Consider the following 12,455-nt stretch of genomic DNA (forward strand, 5'->3'; position numbering starts at 1 on the left):
TTACCGCCGACCCGGCGACCGTGGCACGGATCTATCACCGGTTGCTCCGCGATGCTGAGATCCTTGCCGCCCAGGCACAACCAATCCTTATAGCGGCAGGATTCTTCACACCTACCCGCGTGGCGTGGCACGGCGCCAGGTCTTTCAGACGATCCCGACCAGCCCGAGCCACAGCCCCCGTTACCTTTCTTATAGCCCCTAAACGAGCAAGAATCGGGGTTGCTGGCCTGTCGGTCCTGGCATGATTGAGTCCCCCAGTCGAATGTATGATCCGGGGGGTGTTGTCACCGGGGTTCGATAGGCGCCAGAGGATCGCTAATGGGGACCGGACCAGCTGCAGACACCATCGTGGTAGGTCGGCCGTAACGTGGATGCCGAGCTCTGGGGCCGCAGGACAGACCAGCACGGTCTCATTGGGTTTCACCTCTGGAGGTAGTAGTGATTAAGGATCACGAACTCGTCGATGTGTTTATCGGCGTCGATGTCGGTAAGTCCAACCACCACGCGGTGGCGTTGGACAGGAACGGCAAGAAACTGCTCGATAAGGCACTGCCGCAAGACGAGGCGAAACTGCGGGCGATCATCGACAGTCTCACCAAGCACGGCACGCTTTTACTCGTCGTGGACCAGCCGGCCACCATCGGTGCACTGCCGGTCGCTGTGGCGCAGGCCGCCGGTATCCTCGTCGGTTACCTGCCGGGCCTGGCGATGCGCCGCATCGCTGACCTGCACCCCGGTGAGGCCAAGACGGATGCCCGAGACGCTTACATCATTGCTGAGGCCGCCCGGAGCATGCCGCACACGCTGCGCTCGATTGCCGTCGCCGATGAACAGGCCGCAGAGCTGTCAATGCTCTGCGGTTTCGACGACGACCTGGCCAAGCAGGCCACCGCCGCCTCGAACCGGATCCGCGGGCTCCTCACGCAGATCCACCCGGCCCTGGAACGGGCCATCGGCCCGCACCTGGACCACCCCGTAATGGCCGAACTGCTGCGGAAATACCCTGCCCCTGAGGCTCTGCGCCGGGCTGGCCAGAGCCGGGTCGCCGCGTTCATGGCCAAGTCCGCGCCGCGGGCCGGCAGGCGCTGGGCAGAAGAGATCTTCACCGCTCTGGGTGAGCAGAGCGTAGTCGTGGCCGGCACTGGCGCCGCCGGCGTCGTGTTGCCCCAACTCGCCGCGCAGCTGACCCAACTACGCACCTCTCGTGCCGAGGTTCTGACCCAGGTTGAAGCCATCGTGGAGGCCCACCCTCTTCACGAACTCCTGACGTCCCTACCGGCGGTCGGCGTCAGGACGGCAGCACGGATCATTACCGAGGTTGCAGGCAAGGAATTCAAGACCGCCGGGCATCTGGGATCCTACGCCGGACTCGCGCCGGTGACGTGGCGATCCGGTACCTCGATCCGAGGAGACCACTCCTCAAAAAAGGGCAACAAGATCCTCAAACGGGCGTTCTTCCTCTCCGCATTCGCGGCCCTGAAAGACCCCGTCTCACGGGCGTACTACGACCGCAAACGAGCCCAAGGCAAACGGCATAATCAGGCCCTGATCGCCCTCGCCAGACGCCGCTGCGATGTACTGTTCGCGATGCTGCGCGACGGAGTGCTATACGAGGCACCCGCAGTCAAAGCCGCCTAAACAACCAGCCCAGCAGCCGGCCGACCACGCGCCACCGGCCACTCCCTCCTGCCCAAAAACCCGGCAAACCCCAATCTCCGAAAACCACCCAACCAGCTTGACAAAGAACATAGGGACACCCCCCGCGCCGCGCACCGGGCACGCGCGGCTGTCATCGTCACACCGATCAAACTACCCAGGGCGCTGACACGCGGGATGGAGGTGCTGTGTCTAACAAATGACGACACAGCACAAAGCTCAGAAGAAGCTTCATCGACGTCCATAGAAAGGACCGCTGCAATGCCGCACACCAGTTCACCGGATTTAGCTGCCGAAAGCCCGGCTGTTGGAGGTGAAGGCCAAGTGGTTGCTACCTTTCACCGTCCACCCTGGACGTTCCTGACGAACCACGGCCACGTTCTGATCACCGTCGCCAGCAATCCGGACATGTTAGTGCAAGACATCGCCGAGACGGTTGGGATCACCCCGCGGGGAACGCTTCACATCCTCGCGGACCTCGAAGAAAGTGGATACCTCAACCGCACCAAGTCAGGACGGCGGACCCACTACACAGTGAAAAGGCACCAACATTTTCGCCACCCCTCCATCGCGCACCAAGAGATTGATGCACTGCTGAACCTTCTGGCGCCCACCGACGGAGACTCCCGAAAGGAGACACCGTGAAGACCCGGACCACGGCACTCCTGAGCGCTGGTCTCCTCCTGACCGGGACCGTGTTCCTTACCGGTTGCAACGACACGCCACTTCCGCAAATGCCGGGTGTGGAAGAACAAGACGGTGGCGAGGAGCAAGGCGAAAACGGTGACCAGGACAACGAAAAAGACGATGACTAGCGGCCCTGAATCTGAATTAGCAGAGAGAGGCTACGTAAGGCGGCGGAAAGCGATATGACGAACGAACACGATGTCACTTGGTACACCAAAGAGGGCAGCCAAAGACGATGATAATTGTGCTCACCGGGGTTGATGGTGCAGGGAAAACAACGGCAGGGAAACTACTTGCCGAACGACTCTCCTCGGCGGCCTATCCCGCGGTCTTCACCACCAACCGGTCCGGACGACGCAGCATCACCTCATGGTGCAACCGTTGGAACATTCACCCACCTGGGATACTGCTTGATGCGATAGAAACCGGTATACGCTGCGTAAACGTGGTTATCTCGCACTTACGCGCAAGGAGCAGTTCTCGGTTGGTCATTATGGACCGTTACCTTTACTGTCAGCTCGCGCTGAGGCGGGTACAAGGCCTACGCCCGGGCTGGTTGCTGCCTACACTTCTCAAATTTCTTCCCGCCCCAGATATTGTCTTCTATTTTGCTGTCCACGCCGACACCGCCCACGCCAGGGTGAGTAGCCGGGCCGCGGATACTGAAACACTCGAGCACCTCGATATGTTCGACAACGCCTACCGGGCACTTCAAGCATTTCCGTCCTTCATCGTCATCGACGCGAACCGTTTCCCCGAGCAAGTCGTAGACGACATTCTGCAAGAACTCGGGGTATGCGGTCTGGGACTACAACCATGAGCTCCTCCCACCGCACTCCCATCAGCTCCTACCGCCACCGACCGCTCGCAAGTAGCAACTTTGAACTCATGGCCTGGCTGTTCATGCGGTGGTCCGGTGCGCTGCTCCTGATCCTGATCTTCGTTCACCTCTTCGTCAACCTCGTTCTCGGCGAGGGTATCCAACAAATTGACTTCGCCTTCGTCGCAGGGAAATGGGCCAACCCCTTCTGGCAGTGGTTCGACCTCATCATGCTTTGGCTCGCCATGCTTCACGGCACCAACGGCCTCCGCGTGATCATCAACGACTACACGGGCGCAGCCCGAACGCGCCTCGTGCTGAAAACCCTCCTGGCCATCTGCACAGCAACCATCATCGTGCTCGGAACACTCGTTATCTTCACCTTCGACCCCTGCCCCACTAACGCTCCCGCAGAAACACTCCCCACGTTCTGCCCAGAAGCGACGAGCTGAGCATCAGATCAGCTACCGCGAAGGCTCAATAGCGACTGGTCCCTAGCCTCCCGAAGAAGGAACAGAATACGACTACCGAAGCTGATTCCCACGACGGATTGCTGAACGGGAATAGCCGCTGCCGACCATACAAAGACTCTCGCGTGACCCTTCAGCCGCCGGATCATCGTCGTCTCGAGGGTCCTTGACTCTGGTCAAAACATTGGTGCGTCGTGTCTGTGTGCCCAGCGTCGGACACCCTTTTCTGCCTCCACGATAACCAGCACCGTTGAGCCGACGCCGACACAGAGAAGCCATTCCCACGGATGCAAAGGCGTAAGCCCAAGAAGGTCTGCCGAGACCGGCCAGGTCTGGACGGCCCAGTGCAGTGTCTGGGCGGCCAGGGAGGTGAAAAGGAGAGGTTTGTTGGCGAGCAACCGAAGCTGGAAGATCGACTTGTTCTCAGCCCGGGAACTGTGGACCTGGAAGAAAGTGAGCACCACGAACATGGTCAGGGCAAACGTGCGCGCATGGGTCTCTGTATACCCATTGTGCAGAGCAACGACGAAAGTCAACGTCACAGCCAATGCCATCCAGCAGCCGGTGATTCCGGCCCGGAACCACAGCGTGCGCGAGAGTACGCCCTCGGATGGCGCGCGGGGCGGACGAGTAAGCTCATCACCTTCTGCCGGTTCGAAGGTCAGAGCGATGTCCTGTGCGCCATTCGTGACGACGTTCATCCATAACATCTGGACCGGCAGGAACAGCAGGGGCGTCTCAGCGAAGACGCTTAACGTCACTGCTACTAGAGCCGCGGCACCAGTGGAGAGAAGGAAAAAAGTAGTCTTACGGACGGCCGAGAACGTGACTCTACCTTCTTCCACGGCGTGCACAATCGTGACAAAGTTATCGTCGGTCAGCACGACGTCGGATGATTCTCGGGCGACGTCTGTTCCGGACTTACCCATCGCTACGCCAATGGCGGCCGCCTTCAGGGCTGGGGCATCGTTGACCCCATCACCCGTGACGGCAACGACTTTCCCCTTTGCCTGCAGCACACGCACTATTCTGAGCTTCTCCACAGGCGAAACCCGTGCTGCCACGGACGTCTGCTCCAGGCGAGCGGCAAGCATATGGTCATCTAGGGCCGCCATTTCGGCGCCGGTTAGTGCTGGCCTATCCGTCGAGAGGCCGAGCCTACCGGCGATGGCTGTCGCGGTCACAGGATGGTCTCCGGTAATCATCATGACCTTGATCCCGGCCCGCCTACATCTCCCTATGGCATCAGCTACTCCGGCCCGCGGCGGATCGGTCATTCCCTCCATACCTAGAAATGTCAGGCCGGTCGGTGGCAGCAGCGGTGAAGACACTTCCTCGTTGTCGGCAAGCACTCGGGTTCCAGTAGCGATAACGCGTAGTCCTTCGCGGCCCATCGTCTCGTTCGCCGCATGGACTCGGTTCGGATCTAGAGGTGCTGTGCCATCGGGTGCCGCCATGTCAACAGCCCCATCCAGGACCGCTTCCGGGGACCCCTTCACGTACAGGACGCGACGCCCGTCAGCATCCTGTACGACGGTCTGCGAATAACGCAGATGAGGCTCATAGGGTTGATGAGCCGCCGGTTCGGCTATGCGCTCCGCTTCGCTGATAGCGGCCCGGACCACAGCAATCCGGGCCATCGCAGCGTCTACCGCATCGCCTGAGTATTCGAGGCCTTCGTCCTCGGCAGAGAGTGTCGCCTCATTTGTCAGCGCGCCGGCCCGCAGAACAGCGCGAATCAACGGCGGGTCCATTGATGCGCCGTCGCCCTCATCGCCGGAAACGTCCAAGATCCCGTCGAAAGTCCAGATTCTCTCCACGGTCAGGCGGTTTTCAGTGAGCGTCCCGGTTTTGTCCGAGCCAATGACATTTGTGGACCCCAACGTCTCAACAGCAGGAAGGGTACGCACGATCGCGTTCCGTCGAGCCATTCGTGACACCCCCAGGCTCAGGGCCACCGTCAGGACGATCGGCAAGGACTCGGGAATGCTAGCCACCGCCAACCCGACGGCGGTGCGGAACATTGTGGAGACATCATTGCCAAGCACCAGCCCAGCAATAAAAATGAAGACGATGGCAGCCAGGACGATCATCCCGATGCGCCGCTCCAAGCTGTGAGTAAGCAACTGCAGCGGTGATTTCCCGGTCGGCCCTTGAACAAGGGCATTGATCTCCCCCAACGCGGTTCCTGCCCCCGTCGCAATCACAACACCTCTGCCCCTGCCGTTCCCCACGAACGTTCCGCTAAATGCCACGTTCGATTTATCTGCATCACCAGTTTCTGCTGGCAAAGCAGCTGTTTGCTTAGACGACGCAAAAGACTCCCCCGTCAGCATCGACTCATCCACTTGTAAGCCATTGACCGCGAAGAGTCGCAGGTCGGCTGACACCCTTTCTCCGCTCTCCAACAGCACCACGTCGCCAAGAACGACGTCGCGCCCCGGAACCACTTGTTCGGCGCCATCTCTGAGTACCCGGCACGTCGGGCTAGACAACGATTGGAGTGCGCGCACCGCATCCTCGGCTTTTCGCTCCTGAAAAAATCCCAAGCTTGCGTTGATGCATAAAATCAGGAAAATCGCGCCAGCGTCCACCCAGTGCTCCTGGACCAGCGTCACCACTGCAGCCACCAGCAGGATACCGATCAGCGGGCTGATGAACTGGCGAAGAAGCACCCGCCACCAGGGGCTCACGTTGGCAAAGCTCAACTCATTCGCGCCCAGTTCCGCCAGTCGGCGAGCAGCTTCGGAACTGCCGAGCCCTTGCGGGCCCGAGGACAAACCCGCGAAAACCTCATCAGGACTCATCGCATGCCATAAGGGCGGCCCAACTGAGCTCGGCGCGGAGGCCGCGGACTTGGCTGCCATAGGCTCAGTCTTCTGGGACACCGACTATCCGACAAGGGACCTTGGGACCGAGTTCTGCAACTTACTTTTACAAGACAATGGGGTCCCAGTGCTGCCCGTACGGCGCACGTCGAAGCCTTTCCGCAATCGGGCCTTTCGGCTCTTTCCGCCTGCATTGGATCAAGCCACTATTGAAGGAGACCCGCTACCGCATAGGACTGATGATGAACGCGAGCTTTGCACCATCCCTGGTGAGAGGAATTGGCGGTTCCAGACCTGGGACTAGCCACCTAACTCTTCCTATGGTGCCAACGTGAGCACCCACGACACACAGGGTAAGCCGATCGTTGTCGGAAGTTGTCAAGGTGAATGGGGCCAGTGGGAGTTAGGCGGCTGCTTCTGTCTGGGTTTCCTGGGATGGTTTGTTGATCCATGCCGCGCCGGGGACGGTGAGTATTTTTGGGTCCGTTTCGGTGCTGAATCGTTCGGGATTCTTCTGCCGTGCGGCGGCCAAAGTGATGGAGCGTTCGGTGGCCTTCGTCGCGGCAAGACCGTAGTGGACGTCTGCCGGGGTGTTTAGTCCGATTCCGGTATGGCGGTGGCTGTGGTTGTATCCTTCGACAAAAGTCGCCATGAAGGCCCTCGCATCGGCCAGGGAGCCGAATCGTTCAGGGAACACGGGAGCGAATTTCAAGGTCTTGAACCACGCCTCGCTGTAGGGGTTGTCATTGGATACGCGGGGCCTGGAGTGTGACCTGGTGACTTCCAGATCGGAGAGCAGTACAGCTACGGTCTTGGACGTCATAGAAGTCCCGCGGTCCGCGTGCACGATTTCCGGGATGCCGTGGATACCGAAGATTTCCTTCATCATCTCCACCGCCAACTCCCCGGATTCGTGGGCATGGACGTATGCGCCCACGATGTAGCGGGAGTAAATATCGAGCATCACGTAGGCATCGAAGTACTTACCCCTGACCGGGCCGGCAAGCTTGGTAATGTCCCAGCTGTAGACCTGCCCGGGGCCAGCCGCTGTCAATTCCGGAACGGTCCTGGGCGGATGGCGTGCCTGCCGGCGGCGCTCTTTGACCTGCTTATTCTCAGTCAATATCCGGTAGATCGTTGAGATTGAGCACAGGTAGGTCCCCTCGTCCAGCAGCTGCGCGTAGATCTGGACCGGGGCTAGATCCACGAAGCGGGCAGAGTTCACGGCAGCGAGGATACCGGCGCGTTCGTCCGGGTCGAGCTTGTTTGCCGGGACAGACACGGGCATCGGCCCGGCCTGCGGGATCCGCGGGCTGCGGGTTGCGGTCGCCCGCGGTATCCCGGCCAAGACCGCCGCTTCCCGCGTGGGGATATGCGCACCTGTGAGTTCGGCATAAACCCCCATCAGGGTTTCCTGTACCACTGCTGCTGCTCCTCGCTTTCGGAGATTTCCTCCAAAAGCTGCCGTGCTTTTCCCATGATGTCCAACGCTGCCCGAGTCCGTGCCAGCGTGCGTTCATTCACCTCCAGTTGCCGGCGTAGACGGGCGATTTCGGCCTGCTCAGCGGTAAGCTTGCCGATCTTCTCCCCGGGCTTCCTACCCTCGAGCACACCTGCATCACGGAGTTTGCGCCACTCAGTGATCTGGGAGGAATAGATGCCCTCACGACGAAGGTACGCCCCGCCTCCGGAGCCATCGTCACAGGCCTGTTGGTAAGCGGCCAGATGGGCTAGTTTCTGCGCCGGGGTAAACGACCTTCGAGGCCTTGGACCGCCGGCACGAGGGCCAGAATTACTCATGGACCCATCTTCCCGCACCCGGGAAATTGTGGAGATAGACATTGGTTCTGATCCTGATTCTCGCCCTACGAATTAGACGGACTTGCTATGAGCCACTGGCCTCAACTCACCCTGACACGTAGGGCAACCGCTGCAGCCTGCGCTACCAGCCGCTGCGGAACGTTCAACCGATCCCACATCTCAACCACAATGGCTCACTCCGTCGGTCACTAACATGCTCGGTCGTCCTGGCAGATGGCTCACGTTCCCCGCTATCGGTTGTGACATGACTTCATCTTGCCTAGCGTCGCGGATCATCCGACGATCCATAGAGGGATCCCCCACCGCGGCACTAGATCTCGCAAAACTGTGCGGATCGCTGCATGATGCGCAGTGAGATTCATTTGCGAACCTTTAGCCACGACAGTGCAGCACCCTGCGAAAACCCGGCATGGACTTTATTGGACCGCACTTCGAGGTACTTTCTAGTTCAACGTTGCGATTCTTGTCGCCAGATTTGCTCCAGCCCACTCCTGAACGATTCATTCTGACGAATTCGAACTTCCACGAAAGGTTGAGTAAGAGAAATGCACGGTACTTCGGCGTTGTGGTGCTTTGATCCTGCATAAAGATTCGGCATCGTTGGTGAAGATTCGGCATCGTTGGCTAACAAAGGACGGAATAGCGTCGAGAATAATTTCAAGACCGCTAAGACGTATTCCACTGTCTGGGCGCTAGTCTCGCCGCACAGTTCGAGGACGGGCTGATGCTTCGCATCTATGGAGGGGACCCCAATTGGGCATGAAGAAGGCATTACGAACGCAATCGCAGATGGGGTCCGTATCTAGGTGGCGCACCGCCCTTGTCGGCCTAGTCGCCACCGCTGTGGCTTTGGGAACAGGGCTGCCGTCGGTCGCAGCCAATACAGGCGGCAGCATTTCCGGCACAATTACCGCCCCGGCCGGCAGCAGTCTCGTGGGAATCAATATCTCGGTTGTCGAAGAGGATTCCTATTTTTACGGCCACGCAATGCCCCAAGATGACGATGGATCGTTCACCGTCCAGGGGCTGCGCCCCGGCCAATACACCGTTTATGTCAGCGACGCGTTTGGGAACCTCGTTTCTGAGTACTACGGTGACGCGTTCGCTGTGTCGGATGCGGAACTCGTGAGCGTCGGTAATGGACAAACAACGGGCGTTGATCTCGAACTAGCCACCGGTGCCACCATCCAGGGATCGGTGACCGGCAAGGGCGATTCACGCCTCATCGTCTCCGCGTACGATACAGCCGATTATCCGCAATACGCCTCCTACGCGGAGGTGCAACCTGACGGAAGCTACGCGTTGGCAGGTCTCGCGCCCGGACGAGAGTACAAGCTCCAGTTCAGCATGATGGTTCACTCGTCCTTGGTCATTGCCCCCACATGGTACGGCGGAGGCACATCGTTCACCACGGCCGAAAGCATCCTGATCGACAATCCTATCGAGACCGCCGAAAGTCTGCCTCTGGCTGAAAGCGGGACTATTGCTCTGAACATAGAGGGGAAGGCTGACGTTGAGATGACCTGTGTCTTCGCCTATCCGGCCACCGGGCGGACTGAACTTCCTGTTCGAGCACGTCCACAGACAGGGGAACCCTGCGGCTACTCTCCCGACGCTGTAGCAATGGAGATTGCACTAGGAAACACCCCGGAGCTGGAGTTTCGAGGATTGCCCGAAGGTTCCTACCGCCTGTACCTGAGTGAGCCATTCCCGCCGAGGGGCAGCAATCTTCGGCCTCTCACCCGCGCAGGGCAATGGATTTCCGGAGCGATCCTCAAGTCCAATGCCGCAGTAGTAACGGTCCAGGCAGGCCAGACCAGCGAAGCCCCCGCCGTCACCTATTTCCCAGCCAAATCCTTTACCGATGTGCCGACGGGCCTGCTGTTCCATGACGAAATCTCGTGGCTCGCATCCTCCGGAGTAACCACAGGATGGACCGGGCCGAATGGAACCAACACCTACCGCCCGGTCACCCCGATTGCCCGCGACGCCATGGCAGCCTTCGTGTACCGGTTGGCAGGATCGCCGGACTACGACGCACCGAAGGAATCCCCGTTTATCGATGTCTCAACCGAGAGCATGTACTACAAGGAGATCGCCTGGCTCGAATCCACGGGAATCAGCGCCGGATGGACAAATGGAAACGGCGATAAAGCATTCCGCCCGCTCAGCCCCATCGCCCGCGACGCCATGGCCGCGTTCCTCTACCGGTTCGCTGGCGAACCAGACACCGATCCGCAAACGCAGTCACCCTTTGCCGACATCAGCGTCGAACAGGAACACTTCGAAGCCATCGCCTGGCTCGCATCCACCGGCATCAGCACCGGCTGGACCGAACCTGACGGACAAAAGACCTACCGCGCGCTCGACCCAGTGAACCGCGACGCAATGGCAGCATTCATGTTCCGCTACGCCGAGATGGTGAACGAACAACCATAAACCGAACCACGACAGTAGATGTCCCGGCCCGACACGCGGGCCGGGACGTCTTCCATTCAACGCATTATTCGTCGCTGTCCTCCCATAAAGGCTACAAACAGTCTTTTCGGTTAGAGCCAATTCACTCTTGCCTAGCGCGGAATGTCCTTCTGATTGGCCCTTCCGAGCGCATCATTTCGTCTCGTAGGAGCATGGGCATACGAGATGCTTGGGCCTTTAGGATTGCAGCATTGGCCAAACAGATTGGATTGTCTGCCAGGACGAAACTCCTGACAATACCGTTCTCGGCGTGTTCGAGACACAGGAAGAAGCATGGGCACTTGCCACCGAGCTGCAGGGCTCATACGAGAACGGGGCAATTTGCTTCAGCTGGGAAGTCGGAACAAGGTGCGGCCAGGGACGTCGCTATTCGACAGATGCAAATCCTGCTACCTAAACCTGCCAGCCGCCCCAAGATGTTGAGCGCGGTGCGGTGAGGGATCGGCTACGGGCTCCGAAAATGGGCCGTATGGGAAACGGGATCATCATGAGGGGTGCGGCGTTCCAGACCCGTAGATCCGAAGGGTATGAGCGGCCCAGTAAGCTACCGAGATGGGGGCAATGGGGAACAAGAAGGTAGCTGCCGCAGGTCGGAAGCAGATTTATGTCGAGACCCTAATAGGCGCATCTCTTGAGGAAGTATGGGATCTTAGCCAAAACCCTGAACAGCATCCCCGGTGGGATCTGCGATTTTCTAGCATTGTTCCGGTTAGCACAGACGATCAAAAGGTCACACATTTCCGCTATGCGTTCAATCTACCGTTCTACACGATCGCGGGGATGGGTGTTTCCTTAGGACACCGTTTCCGGGCAGACGGGCAGGCAACTTCGGTACTGAAGTTCTCCACCGCGAACCCCTTATCGCCGATCAGGAAGGGCTCAGGCTACTGGCGCTATATTCCGACTGATCGCGGCACCAGGTTTATCACTGGATACACCTATGATCCGGGGATGGGATTAGTCGGCCGACTATTGGACTCCGGGTTCATCCGTCCAGCTCTTGTATGGGCGACGGCGGTGAGCTTCGACAGGCTCCGTCTCTGGGCAGAAGCTGGGCAGGATCCGGCAATGGCACGAACTAGATGGATTCTCGACGGAGTCGCCCGAACAGCCGCCCTTATCGGCGCAGCCACTTCTTTGAGGCGCGCTCTGTTTCAGCCCTGCCGTCACCGTATACTCCATCTTGCATTCTCTTCGGCAGCAATTGCTGCTGTCACTTTACTTCCGGCTCACCAAACGGTGCCTCGAGCCCGACGATGCCTCAGACGCCCACTAGTGAAAGAGGGGGCATCTGCACCACCCACACTTGTAACCCTGCCAACTCCATTAGGCATACCTTCGAAGTACGGACAAATGAAGGAAAACAGAGCATGACTTCCATTTTTAGGGAGGCTTTGGGAGAGGACTTCCAGCGGCTGCATCCAATGCTGCAGAAGCGTTTCGGTGTCGGCGTGGATTTCGGCTACGCCTGTATCGGTTCCGGCACCTTCGGCGAAGTGAAACGCGGTGCATGGTGGACGGTTCCTTTTCTGCGCTTGGGCGCCTTTCGCAACATCCTTTTCCCGGACAGAGGAACGAACGTTCCTTTCACCATTTGGGTATGGCACTCTGAAATGGCCCCACTTAGGGGACTTTTAGCCGTTTGAAGTGGCCCCACCCTCGACCCGCCCGTAGCGTTCTTTTTGTCGGCCAAGA

Annotated in this window: 8 protein-coding genes and 1 pseudogene; 7 read left to right on the forward strand and 2 right to left on the reverse strand. The window is 59.2% G+C overall.

All coding sequences use genetic code 11. The features are described from left to right. Positions 1–371: 371 nt before the first annotated feature. The 5 genes and pseudogenes from H4V95_RS12115 to H4V95_RS12135 all read left to right on the forward strand — a co-directional run bounded on the left by H4V95_RS12115 (position 372) and on the right by H4V95_RS12135 (position 3,615). Positions 372–1,638, forward strand: a pseudogene (locus H4V95_RS12115) (IS110 family transposase). A 342-nt stretch (positions 1,639–1,980) separates the two neighbouring features. Further along, the gene (locus H4V95_RS12120) at positions 1,981–2,301 is read left to right on the forward strand and encodes a winged helix-turn-helix domain-containing protein (protein ID WP_312884026.1); all 321 of its coding nucleotides are present in this window, start codon (positions 1,981–1,983) and stop codon (positions 2,299–2,301) included. Next, complete coding sequence (locus H4V95_RS12125) at positions 2,298–2,471, forward strand: hypothetical protein (protein ID WP_209730738.1); 174 nt, start codon at positions 2,298–2,300, stop codon at positions 2,469–2,471. The genes H4V95_RS12120 and H4V95_RS12125 overlap by 4 nt, the downstream gene beginning before the upstream one ends. A 107-nt stretch (positions 2,472–2,578) precedes the next feature. After that, on the forward strand, positions 2,579–3,163 hold the full coding sequence (locus H4V95_RS12130) for a dTMP kinase (protein ID WP_209730739.1): 585 nt from the start codon (positions 2,579–2,581) through the stop codon (positions 3,161–3,163). Continuing rightward, the gene (locus H4V95_RS12135) at positions 3,160–3,615 is read left to right on the forward strand and encodes a succinate dehydrogenase hydrophobic membrane anchor subunit (RefSeq protein ID WP_245345682.1); all 456 of its coding nucleotides are present in this window, start codon (positions 3,160–3,162) and stop codon (positions 3,613–3,615) included. The genes H4V95_RS12130 and H4V95_RS12135 overlap by 4 nt, the downstream gene beginning before the upstream one ends. A 194-nt stretch (positions 3,616–3,809) precedes the next feature. Here H4V95_RS12135 and H4V95_RS12140 read toward each other — a convergent pair whose 3' ends face one another. Both H4V95_RS12140 and H4V95_RS12145 read right to left on the reverse strand, forming a co-directional pair. Continuing rightward, complete coding sequence (locus H4V95_RS12140; RefSeq protein WP_209730741.1) at positions 3,810–6,500, reverse strand: HAD-IC family P-type ATPase; 2,691 nt, start codon at positions 6,498–6,500, stop codon at positions 3,810–3,812. Positions 6,501–6,864: 364 nt separating this feature from the next. Further along, positions 6,865–8,261, reverse strand: a protein-coding gene (locus H4V95_RS12145) for an IS3 family transposase (RefSeq protein WP_209728238.1) whose coding sequence is annotated in 2 segments (ribosomal slippage) — positions 6,865–7,910 and positions 7,910–8,261 — 1,398 coding nt in all. Because the reading frame shifts where the segments join, the coding sequence is not laid out codon by codon here. A gap of 810 nt (positions 8,262–9,071) precedes the next feature. On the opposite strand from H4V95_RS12145, the gene H4V95_RS12150 reads away from it, so the two are divergent. Next, positions 9,072–10,721, forward strand: coding sequence for a carboxypeptidase regulatory-like domain-containing protein (locus tag H4V95_RS12150; protein ID WP_245346140.1), 1,650 nt, complete (start codon positions 9,072–9,074; stop codon positions 10,719–10,721). Positions 10,722–12,130: 1,409 nt separating this feature from the next. Further along, positions 12,131–12,406: a DUF4166 domain-containing protein gene (locus tag H4V95_RS12155; protein ID WP_209730743.1), complete on the forward strand. Its 276-nt coding sequence runs from the start codon at positions 12,131–12,133 to the stop codon at positions 12,404–12,406. Positions 12,407–12,455 lie beyond the last annotated feature (49 nt).

Origin of the sequence: Arthrobacter sp. CAN_C5 (genome assembly GCF_017875735.1) — a bacterium.
Classification (GTDB): Bacteria; Actinomycetota; Actinomycetes; order Actinomycetales; family Micrococcaceae; genus Arthrobacter_D.

Bases quoted from the DNA above. Each gene is read 5' to 3' on its own strand.
- H4V95_RS12135 (WP_245345682.1), top strand. From the start codon at position 3,160: ATGAGCTCCTCCCACCGCACTCCCATCAGCTCCTACCGCCACCGACCG.
- H4V95_RS12150 (WP_245346140.1), top strand. From the start codon at position 9,072: ATGGGGTCCGTATCTAGGTGGCGCACCGCCCTTGTCGGCCTAGTCGCC.
- H4V95_RS12140 (WP_209730741.1), bottom strand. From the start codon at position 6,500: ATGGCAGCCAAGTCCGCGGCCTCCGCGCCGAGCTCAGTTGGGCCGCCC.
- H4V95_RS12130 (WP_209730739.1), top strand. From the start codon at position 2,579: ATGATAATTGTGCTCACCGGGGTTGATGGTGCAGGGAAAACAACGGCA.
- H4V95_RS12155 (WP_209730743.1), top strand. From the start codon at position 12,131: ATGACTTCCATTTTTAGGGAGGCTTTGGGAGAGGACTTCCAGCGGCTG.